Here is a 17,789-nt window from a genome sequence, read left to right on the forward strand (position 1 = left end):
TTTCTGTGATTGAAAAAATGAAATTTTTAAGCATCACCGGACCAAAAGAGGATATCGACCGTGTTATTGATACCTATTTATCCAAATATGAAATTCATTTGGAAAATGCGTTGTCTGAATTAAAGACAGTAAAGGATTTAAGACCTTATATCGAGACAAATCCTTACAAGGATACGTATCAGCGTGCCCAGGAACTGGCAAAGCTTCTTCCGGAATACAATTCGGAGGAGATAAAAAAAACGGACGTTTCGATAGAATCAGCCGCAAAATCCATTGAAGATATCGGATCCCAGGTGGAAGAACTTACTGCCTCCCAGACAGAACTGCAGGATAAAATAGAAGCTTTAAATCAGTCTTTGGAGAAAGTTTTCCCATTTACGGGACTGAATTACGACTTAAGCTCCATTTTGCATTTTAAGTACATCAAATTCCGGTTCGGGCGCATTTTACATGAATATTATAACAAATTCGAAAGTTACGTATATGACACCATAGACACTGTTCTTTATAAATGCAGAGAAGATGAAGAGTACGTCTGGCTGGTTTACTTTGTTCCGGAGACCGTATCAAACCAGATTGATGCCATTTACTCATCCATGCATTTTGAGCGCTTCTTTGTTCCTGACGAATATAAGGGCACACCTTCCGATGCCATACACTCACTGAGGGATAAGATAAGCGTACTGGAAACGCAGCAGAATGCGATTAAAAGTAAATTATCAATGATACTGGAAACAAGACGGGAAGAACTATTGTCCGCATTAAACCGCCTGGAAACTTTCTCTACCAACTTTAATGTAAGAAAGCTTGCTGCTTGTACCAAGCAGAATATAAATACCTTTTACATTATCTGCGGCTGGATGAGTTACCGGGATGCCAATGCGTTTCAAAAAGAGATATCCGATGACGAAAAGACCTTCTGCATTGTGGAAGACGATCACAGCAACATCATGAGCGCTCCACCTACCAAACTGTTAAATCCACGACTGTTTCAGCCATTTGAACTGTTTATAAAGATGTATGGTCTTCCGGCATATAACGAAATTGATCCTACCATTCTCATCGGAATTACTTATTCATTCCTTTTTGGATTTATGTTTGGGGATGTGGGGCAGGGGCTCTGCCTGCTATTTGGCGGATTTCTTCTCTTCCGACTGAAAAAAGCCAGTCTGGCGGCCATCATCTCCTGCTGCGGTTTCTTTTCCACTATATTCGGTTTTCTGTTTGGCAGCATCTTTGGCTTCGAGGATGTCATCCATGCCGTATGGCTCCGCCCCATGGAACATATGACAAACCTGCCTTTTATCGGAAATTTAAATACCGTTTTTGTAGCCTCCATAACTATTGGTATGGGGATTATACTTCTTACCATGATATTAAATATCATCAACAGCGTCCGGACACATGACCGGGAACGGACTTTTTTCGATACCAACGGCGCAGCCGGACTTGTCTTCTATGCAAGCCTGGTGGTTACCATCGTTCTTTATATGACAGGCAACCCCATTCCGGCAACAGCACTTTTATTCCTGATGTTCGGTCTTCCGCTTCTTGTAATATTCTTCAAAGAACCGCTTACGGCTCTGTTAGAAAAGAAAGCGGAGATAATAACTGAGGGAAAAGGCATGTTTGTGATACAGGGACTATTTGAACTCTTCGAAGTTCTTTTAAGCTATTTTTCCAATACATTGTCCTTTGTCAGAGTCGGAGCTTTTGCAATCAGCCACGCAGCCATGATGGAAGTAGTATTAATGCTTTCCGGTGCAGAAGCCGGTAATCCCAACTGGGCAGGCGTTATATTCGGAAACTTATTTGTCTGCTTAATGGAGGGACTGATCGTAGGAATTCAGGTCCTACGTCTGGAATATTACGAATTATTCAGCCGTTTCTACCGTGGAACCGGCCGTGCATTTAAGCCTTACGGAAAGAAAAATTAATTATTTCAGGAGGAAACAATATGTCAACATTAGTAAAAATTACTTTAGCAGCTGCATTACTTTTAAGCATCGCAATTCCATTCGGAGTTTTTGCCATGGGCGAGAAATCAAAAGGACGCTACAAAAAAGCACTTGGCATGAACTTACTCCTTTTCCTTGGCACCATTGCTGTTTCCGGTATCTTCCTCTTCCAGGGACAGGCACAAGCCGCAGAAGCTGCCGCAAGCACTGCCGGCGGCGTTGCTGGAATGGGTTATTTAGCAGCAGCTCTTTCTACTGGTCTTGCCTGTATTGGCGGCGGAATCGCCGTTTCTGCAGCAGCAAGTGCAGCGTTAGGTGCTATCAGCGAGGATGGCTCCATACTTGGTAAATCATTGATCTTCGTAGGTCTTGCCGAAGGTGTTTGTCTTTATGGTCTGATCATATCCTTCATGATCTTAGGTAAATTATAATTTATGAAAATGTATTTAATCAGCGACAACGTTGATACCTGGACCGGAATGAGACTGGCCGGAGTGGAAGGCGCTGTCGTACATGAAAAAGCAGAATTGAAGAGCCAGCTTGATAAAGTTCTGGCCGATAAAGAGATCGGGATCATCTTATTAACAGAAAAATTCGGCAAAGAATTTCCAGACATCATCAATGATGTAAAGCTAAACCGCAAACTGCCGTTAATTATTGAAATCCCTGACCGCCACGGTACCGGCCGCAAGCCTAACTTTATCACGGACTATGTCAACGAAGCAATCGGATTAAAACTATAAGAAAGAGGTGGTCATCTTGACAACTGAGGAAAAATTGCAGCACTTCCTTGAGTTTTGTATGGAAGATGCCAGATCCCGCAGTGCAAAGATGCTTGACGAATATACCGCAGCCTTAGAGCAGACCTTTTCGGAACATCAGGAGGATGCCAGACGCAGAGCAAAACATCAGGTGCAATCAGAAAGCGAACAGATCGAGCGTGAGATCAACAAACGGCTCTCATTAGAACAGATCAGCACCAAACGGGAATTTGGGAAAAAGCAGGATGAACTAAAGGAAAAACTGTTTCAGGAATTAAATGAAATGGTAATCGAATACAGAAATACTCCGCAGTATGCAGAGCTTCTTCAAAAAGAGATAAAAGCAGCAAAAGGACTGGCCGGCAAAGAATTTATTACCATCTATATCGACCCCGACGATGAGGAAAAGATCCGCAGCTTATCTTTACCGGAAAGCGCTGATATCCGGGTCAGTGAGTATTCATTTATGGGAGGTACCAGAGCAGTCATCCCTTCCAGACACATTTTAGTCGACAACTCCTTCCAGACCAAGCTGGCAGAAGCAAAACGGGATTTCCGGTTCAATATCAAAGACTTGATGGGAGGTACGGCAAATGACTAACACAGGCACCATTTCCGGTATCAACGGCCCTGTCATTTACTTAAAGGGTGATCCCGGATTCACAATGAATGAAATGGTTCACGTGGGAAAAGACAATTTAGTTGGCGAGGTCATCGGACTGACCGACCGCAGAACCATCGTTCAGGTATATGAGGAAACCAGCGGAATCAAACCTGGAGAAACGGTTACCTCCACAGGCTTTCCAGTTTCTGTTACCCTGGCTCCCGGAATCCTTAACAATATCTTTGACGGCATTGAGCGCCCCTTAAAGGAGATTGCAAAGACAGGCGGAGCTTATATCGACCGGGGTATTCACGTAGATTCCCTGGATACAAAAAAACTTTGGAAAACACATATCACCGTAAAAAAAGGGGAACATCTGCTTCCCGGTGCAATTATCGCGGAAGTACCCGAAACACCTGCCATTGTTCATAAGGTTATGATTCCTCCTGATCTGGAAGGCACTGTGCTTGAAGTGGCGGGCGACGGTTCTTATACCATTTCCGATCCGCTTATTACACTTTTGCTGACCGATGGTTCCCAAAAAGAGCTGACTATGACGCAGAAATGGCCTATCCGGGTTCCCAGGCCTACATTAAAACGGTATCCAGCTACCAAACCGCTTATTACCGGACAGCGAATTATCGATACACTTTTCCCCCTTGCCAAGGGCGGCACGGCCTGTATTCCAGGGGGGTTTGGAACAGGAAAAACCATGACCCAGCACCAGATTGCCAAATGGTCAGATGCGGATATCATTATCTATATCGGCTGCGGCGAGCGCGGCAATGAGATGACTCAGGTACTGGAAGAATTTTCTCAGTTAATTGATCCCCGTTCCGGCAACCCGTTAATGGACCGGACCACCCTGATTGCCAACACCTCCAACATGCCGGTTGCTGCCCGCGAGGCCAGTCTTTATTCCGGTCTGACCCTGGCAGAATACTACCGGGATATGGGGTATCACGTTGCGATCATGGCGGATTCCACCTCCCGCTGGGCAGAGGCCCTGAGAGAATTATCCGGACGTCTGGAAGAGATGCCTGCAGAAGAGGGATTCCCTGCCTATTTAGCCTCCCGCTTATCCGCATTTTATGAACGAGCAGGCATGATGCAGAATATCAACGGAACCGAAGGCTCTGTCACCATTATTGGCGCAGTATCTCCCCAGGGAGGTGACTTCTCCGAGCCGGTAACGCAAAACACCAAGCGATTTGTCCGCTGCTTCTGGGGACTTGACCGGAATCTGGCGAATGAAAGGCATTTCCCTGCAATTCACTGGCTCAGCAGTTATTCCGAATATCTGACTGATCTGGCACCCTGGTATCTGGAAAAGGTGGATAAAAAATTTGTGGATTACAGAAACCGCCTGGTATTTATCCTGACACAGGAAAGCAGCCTGATGGAAATTGTCAAGCTGATCGGCGGGGATATGCTTCCCGATGACCAGAAACTGATTTTGGAGATTGCAAAGGTTATCCGTATCGGATTCTTACAGCAGAATGCCTTTCACAAGGAGGACACCTGTGTTCCTATGGAAAAGCAGTTTAAAATGATGGACTTAATTCTCTATCTGTATAAGAAATCCCGTTCTCTGGTTTCCATGGGTATGCCCATGTCCGTATTAAAGGAGGATCCTATTTTTGATAAGATCATCTCTATTAAATATGATGTTCCCAACGACAGACTTGATATAATTGATGACTATAAAAAGCAGATCGATGAATTTTATGATTCCGTCATAGAACGAAACGCATAGGAAGGAGGCAGACGATGGCAATCGAATATTTAGGCTTAAGTGCAATCAACGGACCACTGGTCGTTTTAGAAGGCGTCCAGAATGCTGCCTTTGACGAAATTGTGGAAATGACAGTCGCTGGCAAAACACAGAAGCTGGGGCGTATTATCGAGGTTTATGAAGATAAGGCAATTATTCAGGTGTTCGGGGGAACCGAAGGACTGGCTCTCAGGAATGTTCACACCAGGCTGACCGGACACCCCATGGAACTTGCGGTTTCAGAAGACATGCTGGGACGTACCTTTAACGGAATCGGGGAACCCATAGATGGTCTGGGTGATATTAATTCAGAAATATATCTGGATATCAATGGTAAACCGTTAAATCCCGTAACAAGAGAATATCCCAGAGATTATATCCGGACCGGAATTTCAGCCATTGACGGACTGATGACCTTAATCCGCGGCCAGAAGCTCCCCATATTTTCCGGTAACGGTCTTCCCCATGACGAACTGGCTGCCCAGATCGTACAGCAGGCGTCCTTAGGAGATGATTCCGAATCTGGTGAGAATTTTGCAGTGGTATTTGCAGCCATGGGCGTAAAATATGATGTGGCAGATTTTTTCCGCCGTACCTTTGAGGAAAGCGGCGTATCCGACCATGTGGCTATGTTTATCAACCTGGCCAATGATCCTGTGGTGGAGCGTCTGATCACACCAAAAGTCGCGCTGACTCTGGCAGAGTACCTGGCATTTGAAAAAGGAATGCATATCCTGGTCATTTTAACGGATATGACTGCTTATGCGGAAGCCCTTCGTGAAGTTTCATCATCCAAGGGAGAAATCCCCTCCAGAAAGGGTTATCCCGGCTATCTGTACAGTGAGCTGGCTTCCATCTACGAACGGGCCGGTATCGTGAAAGGACGGCATGGTTCTGTCACCCAGATTCCTATTTTAACCATGCCAAACGATGACATTACCCATCCCATCCCTGACCTTACTGGTTATATCACAGAAGGGCAGATCGTATTAGACCGGAACTTATACGGACAGTCCGTTTATCCGCCCATTAATGTGCTTCCGTCCCTGAGCCGTCTGATGAAAGACGGAATCGGAGAAGGCTTTACCCGAGCGGACCATCAGGGCGTGGCGAACCAGCTGTTTTCCTGTTATGCAAAGGTGGGTGACGCAAGAGCCCTGGCTTCCGTAATCGGCGAGGATGAGCTTTCCCCCATCGATAAAAAATATCTGGTGTTCGGCAAAGAATTTGAGAACCGGTTTGTAGGTCAGGGAAACCATTCCAACAGAAAAATTCTCGAGACCTTAACCATAGGCTGGGAACTGCTGGGCCTTCTGCCGAGAGCAGAGCTGGACCGTATCGATACTAAGGTATTAGATCAGTATTACAAGGAAACCACCGCTGAAGCTTCAGGCGAATAGGGGGTATCAGAATGAATCCGAATACATTTCCAACAAAGGGGAATTTAATCCTCGCTAAAAACTCCCTGGCATTAGCCCGGCAGGGTTATGAGCTGATGGATAAAAAGCGGAACATACTGATCAAGGAGCTGATGAGCTTAATTGACGAGGCAAAAGGGATTCAGTCAGAGATTGATGTGACATTTACCGCTGCTTACAGAGCACTGCAAAAAGCGAACATTGAACTGGGAATCAATTATGTGCAGGATGTCGCCCTGGCGGTCCCCATAGACGACCGGGTAAAGATCAAAACCCGAAGCATTATGGGTACAGAAATCCCTCTGGTGGAACACGAGGAAATGCCTCTGAATTTAACCTACGCTTACTATAACACCAGGGAATCCCTTGATGAAGCCCGCTACCATTTTGAGCAGGTTAAAAAGCTGACTGTCAAGCTGTCCATGGTTGAAAATTCCGCTTACCGTCTGGCCAACAGCATCAAAAGAACCCAGAAACGGGCCAATGCTTTAAAGAATATTACAATTCCCCGCTACGAGACCCTTACCAGAAACATTACCAATTCTCTGGAAGAAAAGGACCGGGAGGAATTTACCAGACTTAAAGTAATTAAACGCAACAAAAAAAGTTTGTAAAAACAACAGAGCTGCATGGCCTGAATTAACGGGCCTGCAGCTCTGCTTTTTTTGAAACATTATTAATACCCCAGATTCTGATCTACAAACCTCCGATTTCTCTTCCGGCAGTCATTATTATTTTGTATTATTTTTTATTTACCAGATCAAACTCCTTATAAATTCCCAGGTCGGGTTCAGGAGTTAATAATGATACGGTCACAATCGCCGCACACGCTACGGTAAATGCAGGAAGGAGTTCATAAATATTAAAGATACCACCCATGGGGCGGACCAGATACTTCCATATAAAAACCATCGCCCCGCCGGATATCATTCCTGCAACAGCCCCGTAAAAGTTGCTTCTTTTCCAGAACAGGGCAAACAGCATGACCGGTCCAAAGGAAGCTCCAAAACCAGCCCAGGCGAAGGAAACAATAGTAAACACCGAACGATCGGGATCCCATGCAAGAAACACTGCTATAAGCGCAACGCCGATAACAGTCAGACGGGCTGCCAGCATAGAAGTTTTATGACTTACTTTAAGCTTTAAAAAGTCCTGCATCAGATTCTGAGACACCCCTGAAGCGGCTGTTAAAAGCTGGGAGTCAGCCGTTGACATGGTACATGCAAGAATACCTGCAAGCACCACACCCGCCAGTAATGAAAAAATTAAGCTATGACTTCCCAAAAGGCCGGCGAGCCTGATAATAACAGTCTCCGCTTCCGACCCTGAAGCAAAAAACGGAATATGACCTGCTATTGAAACGCTGTAACCGATAATTCCAATAAGGATAGCTACAAGCATGGAGATAACAACCCAGGTTGATGCAATACGGCGGGAAGTTGTAAGCTTCTTCTCATCGCTGATCGCCATAAAACGAAGGAGAATGTGAGGCATACCAAAATAACCCAGGCCCCAGGCCATAGTTGACACTATATTTATTATGCCATAAGGAGAAGACGTCTGATCAGCCAGATTATGTGTTCTGCTCATGCTCAGGTAACCTTCCAAAGCCCCTGCATTCTCCATGACTCTCTCCCAGCCACCAGAGATCGAGATTCCATAAAATACGATAATGATAAGAGAAATGCTCATAACAATACTCTGAATAAGATCGGTTGTGGAAACCGCCATAAACCCACCCATTACGGTATATCCAACCACTACAATTGCCCCAAGAATCATAACCGTGTGATAATCTGCATGAAACAGACTGTTAAATAGTGTGCCAATAGCCTTAAAACCCGAAGCAGTATATGGAATGAAGAAAACCAGAATGATTACGGCAGAGATACACATTAATACATTTTTATCATCCCGATATCTTCGGGAGAAAAAAGCAGGAAGGGTTATGGTATCACACACCACCGAATAACGCCGGAGACGTTTTGCAACCAAAATCCAGTTTAAATATGTACCTGCTGCCAGGCCCACTGCAGTCCAGCCGGCATCTGCGATACCAGTCATATAAGCAACACCCGGAAGTCCCATCAGCAGCCAGCTGCTCATATCCGACGCCTCCGCGCTCATAGCAGTCACCAATGGTCCCAGTTTTCTTCCTCCCAGATAAAAGTCATCGGAAGTATCCCCCCCGCCTTTTTTGCTGTAGTAAAATCCAATATAGACCATGACCATCAGATAAACCAGAATGGCAGACAATATTCCCACTTGCCCTATACTCATAACGTTCCTCCTCATTACATACTATTTTTGTTATTCTTCTTATAAATCCCTGAAACAATGGGTGTATTATAGCATCATCAAAAATAGAACGCAACACAGAACGCAGTATAGACTAAGTACCGTACTTTTTAATTAATATTTATATAATTCCTTTATATTACAAAGCTTTAACACTATACGAAATTTAAAAATAAATACCATACAAGTATATACATTTTATTATCCCGGCAGAAAACCACTCAAAAATGAAGGAAGCACAGATGCACTATATTGCCGCAATGAGTATTCTCCTCCGCATAAACACCAGTCATACAGAAGGGCACGTTCACAGACAGCATATAGTTTTACCATTTCGCTTACACTCATTTTTGTTCCGATCTGCCCATCTTCCTGCCCCTGGGCTATGATCTTTCTCAACAGCCTATAATAAGTCCGGTTATGATCCAGCAGATGCTTTTCACCATTGGTAACCAGCTGAGTGGACAAAAGCCTTGCAAGAAGATCCATGGATATACTGTTCTCTATCATTGCAAACAGCTCACTGTTTAATTGCAGCAGCTTCTCCATAGCCGGCAGCTGGGGATCCAGCTGTGTTTTTAATTCTTCATATTTATCATCAAACAAAACGCTGAGAGTGCTAAGAAGTGCATCTTTTCCGTCAAAATAATGATAAAAAGATCCTTTAGAGGTCTTGGAAAGCTCTATAATTTCCTCTACCGTTGTATCTTCATATCCCTGTTCATAAAATAGTTTCCAGGCAGCGCTTACGATTTTTCCCCTGGTATTGCGCACACTTTTCTTTGCCACCAGACAATTCCTCCTTACTTTCATCCTGAGATGAAATTACACGATTCAGTATATCATAGGAAAGGAAAAAACGTCTATGATATAAAAATGTTATCGTGACCTTAAAGCCGTCACGATAACATTATTAAAAGATTACTTATTTTATTTTTATCTTCCTATCATAATATTAAGTATCTCTACATCAGTAGACTTCATCCCCAGCCGCCCCATTCGTCCGATATTTTTTAAAGTTTGTTCATAGTCATCCTCAACCAGTCCCTCCCCGAACGGGAAAGAATGATTGCGAATTGCCATTTCATAGCCAATAATACCAGCATCAACAGCACTGGATATTTTTGCTGCACAAGAATCTTTTGCTCCATCACATATAATACCGCCAACATTTCCAAGAGCATTGATCAGAGTTTTACCTATGATATCATAATCAGCACCCTGAAGGTAAGCGATTCCGCAGGCTGCGGCAGCTCCGGCAGAAACTGCTCCGCAATATGCAGATAAATTTCCGATATATCGTTTTTGGTGCAGTGTTAAAAGATTGGTAAGAACAAGCGCTCTGATAAGGATCTCTTTTTCTGCATTTAGTTCCTTTGCATAAACGACAACCGGCATTGTGCAGGTGATTCCCTGGTTGCCACTGCCAGAATTAATAATAACCGGCAGGGCACAGCCGTCCATCCTGGCATCGGATCCGGCTGCCGCAGCTGCTCTGGCTCTGATCCTGATATCCTTATCAGATAGAAGCATAAGTGTCCGGCCAACTTGTGAACTCCAGTCCTGAGCCAATCCAGCCTCTGATATGGCGGAATTGTACTCAATCTGTCTGTTTATAATATCCTCAACGTCTTTAAGCTCTGCTTCATTCGTAAATTCAAGGATCTCTCTGATATTAAGCTGCGATTTGTCTCCCGAATCTTCAATTTGTATATCCTGCTGCTGAAATATAATCTGATTATTTTTCTCAATCTTAGAGATATGGTTGTGTTTCGTCTGAATCTCCACTGCTGCAGACTCAGACCCAGCTGTCAGATAGGCACGTATAAAAAGATTTTCCTCCCCTTCTTCTAATTCACAGGTGCAAAGTCCCTGTTGATTTAATTTCCTGGTCAGTTCAATATCTTCTTTGCCTGCCCCGCATATTACTTCAAGCTCAGAATCCGGGTTGCCTGCCACAACGCCTAAAATAGCCGCCACTTCTACGCCTTTTTGTCCGCCGGAATTAGGAACAACAACACCCTTTACATTTTTAATAATATTTCCGCTGCAGCGAAGAAGCATGTGGTCAGGCATCTGGCCAAGTACTTCCCTTGCTTTAGCAGCAGCAAGCGCTATGGCAATTGGTTCGGTACATCCCATGGCAGGAATCAGTTCACCCTTTAAAATCTTCAAATAATTATCATACTGAGTTTTTTTCATAGAAGTGTTCTCCTTAACTATGTAGTGCTTATTTTTCTTTCTTATAGAAAGAAACTTCGCAGGTTTTACAGCCCTTTGCAATGGTATCGCCTAAATGAAATTCATATCCCATAGCTTTTGCAATTCCCCTGTCGCCGTCCATAGCCATATCACATAATTTCTCACAGGTTGCATCATCAAATCCCAGATCCTGCCATGCTTTTAAAAGCGGACAATGGTGAAATTCCAACTCCACTCTGTCTTTATCTTTTGTCTTAAAAGTTAATTCAAATGTTTTCTGAAGAGTTGGAGAAAGAAATGTGTCCGCAAAGACAGATACATCCTCCTGATCGGGGCACTTTTCTCTGATCTCATTTCCCTGGGTATTTCCTGTTTCAGAAATTGCCTGGCGAATGACTTTTTCCATTTCTTCAGCCAAACCGGCTTCACAGCCCTTTGTATAGGTCAGGCCTGTCCATGTGGCGCGGTGGCCGATGGCACCTCTCTGAATGTCTACTACTTTATCCCCTTTTATTGTAATTTTGTTCTCAATCATGTTTTTATCCTCCATATTTTTATTTATTTAAAGAAAATCGCCATTACCAGGCCTGCAATTAGAACCGACCCCGAAGTTGCACTCACAAAACCAGATACCAGAGTTTTTGGGAGCATATGTTCTTCTAATATTTTGTACTCCTCATCATTATCAGAAAGCACCTTAGCTGCCTCCACGCTTAAAGTATAGCTGGCCGGAAATCCACCTGCCAAAGTCCCCAGCCCGATTGCAAATGACATGGCTGCACTGAGTCCCAGCTTTTTACCTACCGGGATCGAAAATGCTGCCACACCCATTACCGCCAAAACAATCAGTACCGCAAAACTTTTTAATAACTGCACCAGGGTTTCCGGAGTTACAGACTTTAACTGTGCAAATACAAACATCATAATTACTGTGTAAACAAACCCCATACTACGGGAACGCACCAAAACATTCTTATCAATAAATCCTAACGCAGTGCCAAATACCCCAAGAAGTAATGCCCATACAAATTTTGAAACATATCCCATTGTAAGTTTATCCAGATACCCAGCCATAACTGTCAGAGTCACAATAAAGAATAAATGGGTGAAATCACTTTTAAAACTTTCAGGCATTTGGGGAAATATATAAGGTTTCTTTGTTTCTACTGCTTTTTCTCCACTAGAAGAAGCTAAACTGCCGACAGTCATCTTCCCTTCACGATACGCCTTTAAAACAGTTTTACCTTCCCTTTTAAGGCACAAGCTGGTCAATGGATATCCTGCAAACCCCTGTAAAACATATACTGCCATAGCCAGAATTGCTAATTCCTCCGTTGGCGCGACGCTCTGCATCATCATGGCAGCTACAAAACCTCCCGTAAGCGGCGGTGCTGCGATCGCAGCGGTCTCGCTGCCAATCAAAAAACTGCCAGCTGTTAATATGACCAGGAGAACTCCCAGCATACCCACCAGAGTCACTACAACCGTTTTCCACTGGTCAATCAATTCCCTGATATTGAGCATGGTACCCAGATGGACCACCATAATCATAACGAGAAACGTCGGCAGATTGGAAGCTATTCCGCCCAGCTGCAGAATATCCTGCGGGAAGTATGTCCAAAATCCAACCACAAACAGAATAGCTGTAATAAACATGGACGGAACGAAAGCTTTGGTAGCCAGTGAGAAGAATTCACCGACGATTAAAAGAAATAACATGGTAAGAAATGCTGTCTGCGTGTCCATCTTGACCTGCCCAGTGGCCACCTGGTAAACGCCAAAATAGAGGAATGAAACAATCATGACACCTAAGAACAGATACCCAATTAGATGTTTTTTTAAATTCGTCTGCTTATCCATATCTTAATCCTTTCTTGTTTTTATTTTAATACACCGTGTACATGTTCTAATCATATCACTGCAGTTTAGCTTAATCAACTATAATTATCATTTTCTACATTATTAACTATATATTATCATTAAATATGTGAATATAGCACAATTTTTATTCTCCAAATCAACCATTCACAATATCGTGATATGATTAGGTCCAAGATTTTTATACTGTCAAATCACATTATACTTAGTTAATATTGACTTAATTTTCCAAGAAATGTATAATGTAATGGCTTATGTCGTAACGAAAAGGGGGAATTTTATGTGTGAAAAAAACTCCGATACATCACTAAAACAACAGGTGCATGATGCATTGATTGCTGATATTATCAATGGAGTATATTCCGGAAGTACAATTCTTACGGAAAAATTTTTAATGGAAAAGTATAATGTCAGCCGCGCGCCAATCCGAGAAGCTCTTACACAATTAACTGCTACACTTATTCTTACAAGCATTCCAAGGCAGGGTTATAAGATTTGTCAGCCAACTGCTGAGGAGATATATGAGATAGTCAAATTCCGCTCATCTCTTGAGTGTTCATTTTTACGCAACCTTTCGGCAGGAATTGATCGTGAATGGATTCAGGAACTAAGAACTATCTGTGTGAAGTATACCAATTGTGAACCTGGAGATTTTATAGGAAAATGGCATTTAAACTGCGATTTTCATTTAAAACTTTTCTCTGTTTATGGTAACCGTTATGCCTATAAACAGCTTCAGGATGCGTTAAATATTCAAACTATTTACTTTATTCAGAAAAAGCAGTATGCCAGCATGGATTTACATATGGCTCTTATTGATTATATTGAAAAAAACGAACTTTCTATTGCTGAAACAATTTTGAAAGCAGATATTGAAAATCTGTTAATACCAACCGTCGCACCAATTGATAATAGCAATCACTGAAAGGGGGATGACTGATGAACAGTCTTACCAAAAACAATCAATCGGAAGAAACGCTTCTCCGTCTTATCCGACACGCTTTCCCCCATGCATTCTGTACCAACATAGAGGAACTGACAGAAGGATATTTTAATGTAGCCTACAAAATATCCCTGGATCACGTTCCCTCCTGCATATTAAAGATAGCGCCTCCAAAAGACGCTCCTGTTATGTCATATGAGAAGAATATTATGATGAGCGAAGTCCTTTCCATGCGTATGGTAAAGGAACAGTCCGATGTACCAGTTGCAGAGGTCCTTTTTTATGACGACAGCCTTACACAGCTTAATTCTCCATATTTTTTCATGGAAATACTGGACGGAGCCAGCCTGCATTCCATTCTTCCCAGTCTTTCTGCTTCAGTAAAGTCGGAAATCCGGACAGAAACCGGCAGATGGAACAGGAAAATCAACGGAATTAAAGGCAGTAAATTCGGCTATCCCGGACAGCCGGCGTTACAAGGAAGTGACTGGCATCAGGTCTTTGCCTTAATGATTGAACTGGCTTTTTCAGATGCAGAACGCTTGTCCATTGACTTAAAGATATCCAGGGAACAATTATTTGAGGATTTAGACAGAAGTAAAGAACTTTTTGCTGAGGTGAAGGTTCCGGTACTGGTGCACTGGGATTTATGGGATGGGAATATCTTTGTAAAAAATGACCATATTACCGGCATCATAGACTGGGAGAGAAGTCTTTGGGCAGATCCGCTGATGGAGGCAGGTTTCCGTACCTATGGAACAGACAGGGATTTTTATAAGGGTTATGGCATTGACCGTCTTTCGGAAAAAGAATACTTACGCGCTCTTTGGTATGATGTTTACACCATGCTCCTGGTATCCCAGGAATGTGATTACAGACAATATGAAACAAGAGATATGTATCACTGGGCTTCCGGTCATCTGGTTGAAAAATTTAACGAACTTCACCGCGCCATACATTCCATAGACAAACCAGAATGAATCAGCTGCTGCTCCCCCATCTTGCCGCTGTAAAAGATGCCATCAGTGATACAATCGGAATCGTCAACACAACTCCCAGACTTCCGGAAATCCCCTGCATGATCTCTATTACCATGTTATTTGAATTAATAATCTGGAGATAAGGTAATTCATAGGCATAGTTTAACAGCAGCGTGCTGACCCCGCTTCCCACAAATGCAAGTATTAAAGTATTCACCATGGTTCCCATAGCATCTCTTCCCACATTCATGCCAGAATGAAACAGCTCTTTTGCTCCCAGTTCAGGATTATTGGCATGTATCTCAAAAACAGTAGACGATATGGACATTCCCACATCCATTACTGCCCCAAGAGCAGAGATCAGTAATCCGGAAAATAACAGTTCCCCTACACGGATTCCATGAATGTTTTCCAGTACAGTCAGAGATTCGATATCTGATACATTATATCCTGAGATATGGACCGCAGCTCCGAACATACAGGCCGATACTCCGGCAATTATTACTCCGCTGACAGTTCCTGCTGCTGCACACAAAGTTTTTCCAGACCAGCCCCCCAGTAAATACATGGTTAGAAAAGTAGTAACTGCTGCAACCAGAACTGCTGCAAAAAACGGTGAATAGCCCTTGTAAATCATTGGTATATAAAGCCAGATGATGCAGATAAAAGTGAAGATAAGGCTTACGCAGGCGTAAAAGCCTTTCCGCCCTCCGATTATGCAGACTACTGCCAGAAACAGCACCACAAAGCCAAGAACAGCCCACTCCCGGTCTACACTGTAAACCGTATGAATGGAGATATCACCAGATACACTTTGGATCACAATTACATCCATCCCGGGTTCACAGGCAGCTCCAAACAGATAACCATTGTTGCTGGTTGCCTCAACCAGCTTCCCCTTCATGGAACCGGAACGGATTTCTACCAGAACCTTCTGCTGACCGGTCCTGCTTCCATCTTCCTGTAAGTTATCAGAACGTATCTCTACCACCCGCCCCCGTTCAAAGGTTCTTCCTTCTGTGGATATCAGACTAATCCTGTCAAAATGGTTAAAATGTATTAAGAAAAGCACAAAACCTGTCACTGCTGCCGCAGATACGAGCCACCGAATCCACCTCTTTTTCTGAATTTTCCACACTGATCTATTCTGCTCACTCTCCATTAATGGCGGCTCCCTTCTTAACAGTTCCTTGTTTTGATCATAAAACCGGGACATTCTGGCTCCGTCTTATGCCCCGGTTTTCTCCTTATGAAATTATCTTCTGGATGCGTTGGTTTTTTTCAGTTCGTATGTATCATCAATTTTTCGGGTCTTCCCAGCCGCAATCTCATAAGTATCAATAGCAAAAGTATTACTGTTAATACAGATCACGGAATAGGTGGGATTCCAGTTCTGGTTTCTTACTGCAATGTAATCCTGTTTCCCTGGGATCAGCTCGTAATATTTACTTCCTGTGGCTGAATTGGCTTCCATATAAAGAGTTCCATCCCCATTGGTCACACCGCCGGACATGGTATTTGCAATGGTGTAACAGTTATTCTGAGCCTGATAAGATGCATCTGAATAAGGAAATACATTCCCTTCCTCATCCGATACATTGTCCCAGTCATGGAAATTATAATTGGAATGGGTTTTTGAATCGGATTTCAATAAATAACTTCTGGAATATGTATGGTCATGCCCCTGCAGTACCACATCTACATCATATTTATCCATCAGAGGCGTCAGCTGGGTGCGGAGCACGATTCCGTCAGAGTCAGAGTGGTCAAGACCGCTCCCGTAAATATCCTGATGGATCATAACAATCCTCCAGTTTGTATACGGATAAGTCTCAACTGCCTGACGCATGGCCTGTTCATGTTCTGCGCAATTGTAGTTGTTTGTATTAAGTACCACATACAACGCAGGACCGTATTTGTAAAAATAGTCGCCTCCTGCAGTTGTTTTCCCCAGCTGAGTATCGTTGGGATTATTAAAATGGAAACTGTAGCTTTCATTGGTGGAATCATGATTTCCAATTGTGGTTGAAACAGGAAGGGATTTTATCCAGTCTGCATTTAAAAAGCCTGCATATTCGATTTCATTTCCCGGATCTTTTCCATTCACATTTTTATTAATCTGGTCCCCTGCAGAAAGAATAAAGCTGATATCCGGATTTGCGTTCATCGCTGTATTAAGCGTCTTATTCCAGCTGAACGCATCATTGCGGGCTGCTGTATTCAATTCTGATTTATTTTCCAGCTTCTCTCCTCTGGATGTGCTCTGACCCTTGGAAGCCCCGATCTGGGGATCCCCCACATAGAGCATGGAATAGCTGTTAAAAGTATGAGTCTTAAAGGATGCGGTATCAGAAGGTACACCATTTTTATAATAACGATAATAGTATGTAGTATTTTCAGCCAGGGAATCCGCCGTCACCCGGTTGCTTAGATATCCGTCTATTGCAGGAACTGTACTTCCTTCAAAGGTAACAGGCTGTCCCATATCGCTGCGTTTGGAGATTTCAATCTTTGGAGTTGCTGTTCCATCGGCTTTGGAGTACCATGCAAAGTTTAATTTTGTTTCATCTGCACCGGGAGTGAGGGCTATTTTTTCATAATCCCGGCTTACCTGTGTCTCCCATTTCTGCGTCCATGCATCCCAGGCCTGATCCGTCGTTGAATCAGAAAAGTGCTCTGTTGCCGCATATACATATCCTCCCGCCAATACTGCCGTTATGGCAGCCAAAATAAAAGCAGCTGCATAATTCTTCCTGCTCTTCATACTTAAATCCTCCTTATACTCCACGGTTTAATATTCCTTCTCAATTTTTACACAATGGAAGCGCCTCTCATTTTCTAAAGAATAAAACTCCCGTTTCCAATATTCAAGATACTTTGCAAAAGCTTTACAAACTATATCTGATCTTTACATGTCGAACCAGCCAGTTCCCATTAAAAAAACAGGCTCTTCAGCCTGTTTTTAAGGTTCTT

16 protein-coding genes are annotated in these 17,789 nt (G+C 43.3%); 9 read left to right on the plus strand and 7 right to left on the minus strand.

Annotated elements, in window-relative coordinates:
* Positions 1-5 precede the first annotated feature (5 nt).
* The 7 genes from RZO55_RS23085 to RZO55_RS23115 are packed head-to-tail and all read left to right on the plus strand — an operon-like array spanning position 6 to position 7,129.
* A complete protein-coding gene (locus RZO55_RS23085) occupies positions 6-1,937 on the plus strand; it encodes a V-type ATP synthase subunit I (RefSeq protein ID WP_318066590.1) in 1,932 nt (643 codons plus the stop codon).
* Positions 1,938-1,957: 20 nt separating this feature from the next.
* Positions 1,958-2,389 carry an ATP synthase subunit C gene (locus tag RZO55_RS23090; protein WP_318066591.1) on the plus strand — a complete coding sequence of 144 codons (432 nt, stop codon included), beginning with the start codon at positions 1,958-1,960 and terminating at the stop codon, positions 2,387-2,389.
* Positions 2,390-2,392: 3 nt separating this feature from the next.
* Positions 2,393-2,701 carry a V-type ATP synthase subunit F gene (locus RZO55_RS23095; RefSeq protein ID WP_097006078.1) on the plus strand — a complete coding sequence of 103 codons (309 nt, stop codon included), beginning with the start codon at positions 2,393-2,395 and terminating at the stop codon, positions 2,699-2,701.
* A 16-nt stretch (positions 2,702-2,717) separates the two neighbouring features.
* Positions 2,718-3,320 (plus strand): V-type ATP synthase subunit E, encoded by a 603-nt coding sequence (locus RZO55_RS23100; RefSeq protein WP_318066593.1) that lies wholly within the window; start codon positions 2,718-2,720, stop codon positions 3,318-3,320.
* Positions 3,313-5,079, plus strand: coding sequence for a V-type ATP synthase subunit A (locus tag RZO55_RS23105; RefSeq protein ID WP_318066594.1), 1,767 nt, complete (start codon positions 3,313-3,315; stop codon positions 5,077-5,079). The genes RZO55_RS23100 and RZO55_RS23105 overlap by 8 nt, the downstream gene beginning before the upstream one ends.
* A gap of 14 nt (positions 5,080-5,093) precedes the next feature.
* Positions 5,094-6,497 (plus strand): V-type ATP synthase subunit B, encoded by a 1,404-nt coding sequence (locus RZO55_RS23110; protein ID WP_318066595.1) that lies wholly within the window; start codon positions 5,094-5,096, stop codon positions 6,495-6,497.
* Between the two features lie 11 nt (positions 6,498-6,508).
* On the plus strand, positions 6,509-7,129 hold the full coding sequence (locus tag RZO55_RS23115) for a V-type ATP synthase subunit D (RefSeq protein ID WP_318066596.1): 621 nt from the start codon (positions 6,509-6,511) through the stop codon (positions 7,127-7,129).
* Between the two features lie 127 nt (positions 7,130-7,256).
* Here the strand turns inward: RZO55_RS23115 and RZO55_RS23120 are convergent, their stop codons facing one another.
* From RZO55_RS23120 to RZO55_RS23140, 5 genes are all read right to left on the minus strand, one after another.
* On the minus strand, positions 7,257-8,795 hold the full coding sequence (locus RZO55_RS23120) for a sodium/proline symporter (protein ID WP_318066597.1): 1,539 nt from the start codon (positions 8,793-8,795) through the stop codon (positions 7,257-7,259).
* A gap of 219 nt (positions 8,796-9,014) precedes the next feature.
* A complete protein-coding gene (locus tag RZO55_RS23125; RefSeq protein ID WP_318066598.1) occupies positions 9,015-9,602 on the minus strand; it encodes a TetR/AcrR family transcriptional regulator in 588 nt (195 codons plus the stop codon).
* Positions 9,603-9,749: 147 nt separating this feature from the next.
* Positions 9,750-11,015, minus strand: a complete 1,266-nt coding sequence (locus tag RZO55_RS23130) for an L-cysteine desulfidase family protein (protein WP_318066599.1) — start codon at positions 11,013-11,015, stop codon at positions 9,750-9,752.
* Between the two features lie 28 nt (positions 11,016-11,043).
* Positions 11,044-11,550, minus strand: a complete 507-nt coding sequence (locus tag RZO55_RS23135) for an L-2-amino-thiazoline-4-carboxylic acid hydrolase (RefSeq protein ID WP_318066600.1) — start codon at positions 11,548-11,550, stop codon at positions 11,044-11,046.
* A gap of 23 nt (positions 11,551-11,573) precedes the next feature.
* Positions 11,574-12,875: a hypothetical protein gene (locus RZO55_RS23140; RefSeq protein WP_318066601.1), complete on the minus strand. Its 1,302-nt coding sequence runs from the start codon at positions 12,873-12,875 to the stop codon at positions 11,574-11,576.
* Between the two features lie 298 nt (positions 12,876-13,173).
* Here RZO55_RS23140 and RZO55_RS23145 point away from each other — a divergent pair, with 298 nt between their 5' ends.
* Together RZO55_RS23145 and RZO55_RS23150 are read left to right on the plus strand one after the other, a co-directional pair.
* Complete coding sequence (locus RZO55_RS23145) at positions 13,174-13,818, plus strand: GntR family transcriptional regulator (RefSeq protein WP_318066602.1); 645 nt, start codon at positions 13,174-13,176, stop codon at positions 13,816-13,818.
* A 14-nt stretch (positions 13,819-13,832) separates the two neighbouring features.
* The gene (locus tag RZO55_RS23150; protein ID WP_318066603.1) at positions 13,833-14,816 is read left to right on the plus strand and encodes a phosphotransferase family protein; all 984 of its coding nucleotides are present in this window, start codon (positions 13,833-13,835) and stop codon (positions 14,814-14,816) included.
* Position 14,817: 1 nt separating this feature from the next.
* Here RZO55_RS23150 and RZO55_RS23155 read toward each other — a convergent pair whose 3' ends face one another.
* On the minus strand, positions 14,818-16,032 hold the full coding sequence (locus RZO55_RS23155) for a YibE/F family protein (protein ID WP_318066604.1): 1,215 nt from the start codon (positions 16,030-16,032) through the stop codon (positions 14,818-14,820).
* A gap of 39 nt (positions 16,033-16,071) precedes the next feature.
* Entirely contained in the window at positions 16,072-17,580 is a 1,509-nt protein-coding gene (locus RZO55_RS23160; RefSeq protein ID WP_318066605.1) for a purple acid phosphatase family protein, read from the minus strand.
* Between the last annotated feature and the right edge of the window lie 209 nt (positions 17,581-17,789).

Origin of the sequence: Clostridium boliviensis, from assembly GCF_033342255.1 — a bacterium.
Taxonomy (GTDB): Bacteria; Bacillota; Clostridia; order Lachnospirales; family Lachnospiraceae; genus Lacrimispora; species Lacrimispora boliviensis.

What these genes read in the sequence shown, in the direction of transcription:
- RZO55_RS23145 (WP_318066602.1), top strand. Translation starts at nt 13,174, where the DNA reads ATGTGTGAAAAAAACTCCGATACATCACTAAAACAACAGGTGCATGAT.
- RZO55_RS23090 (WP_318066591.1), top strand. Translation starts at nt 1,958, where the DNA reads ATGTCAACATTAGTAAAAATTACTTTAGCAGCTGCATTACTTTTAAGC.
- RZO55_RS23140 (WP_318066601.1), bottom strand. Translation starts at nt 12,875, where the DNA reads ATGGATAAGCAGACGAATTTAAAAAAACATCTAATTGGGTATCTGTTC.
- RZO55_RS23095 (WP_097006078.1), top strand. Translation starts at nt 2,393, where the DNA reads ATGAAAATGTATTTAATCAGCGACAACGTTGATACCTGGACCGGAATG.
- RZO55_RS23155 (WP_318066604.1), bottom strand. Translation starts at nt 16,032, where the DNA reads ATGTCCCGGTTTTATGATCAAAACAAGGAACTGTTAAGAAGGGAGCCG.
- RZO55_RS23110 (WP_318066595.1), top strand. Translation starts at nt 5,094, where the DNA reads ATGGCAATCGAATATTTAGGCTTAAGTGCAATCAACGGACCACTGGTC.
- RZO55_RS23105 (WP_318066594.1), top strand. Translation starts at nt 3,313, where the DNA reads ATGACTAACACAGGCACCATTTCCGGTATCAACGGCCCTGTCATTTAC.
- RZO55_RS23150 (WP_318066603.1), top strand. Translation starts at nt 13,833, where the DNA reads ATGAACAGTCTTACCAAAAACAATCAATCGGAAGAAACGCTTCTCCGT.
- RZO55_RS23160 (WP_318066605.1), bottom strand. Translation starts at nt 17,580, where the DNA reads ATGAAGAGCAGGAAGAATTATGCAGCTGCTTTTATTTTGGCTGCCATA.
- RZO55_RS23130 (WP_318066599.1), bottom strand. Translation starts at nt 11,015, where the DNA reads ATGAAAAAAACTCAGTATGATAATTATTTGAAGATTTTAAAGGGTGAA.
- RZO55_RS23115 (WP_318066596.1), top strand. Translation starts at nt 6,509, where the DNA reads ATGAATCCGAATACATTTCCAACAAAGGGGAATTTAATCCTCGCTAAA.
- RZO55_RS23135 (WP_318066600.1), bottom strand. Translation starts at nt 11,550, where the DNA reads ATGATTGAGAACAAAATTACAATAAAAGGGGATAAAGTAGTAGACATT.
- RZO55_RS23120 (WP_318066597.1), bottom strand. Translation starts at nt 8,795, where the DNA reads ATGAGTATAGGGCAAGTGGGAATATTGTCTGCCATTCTGGTTTATCTG.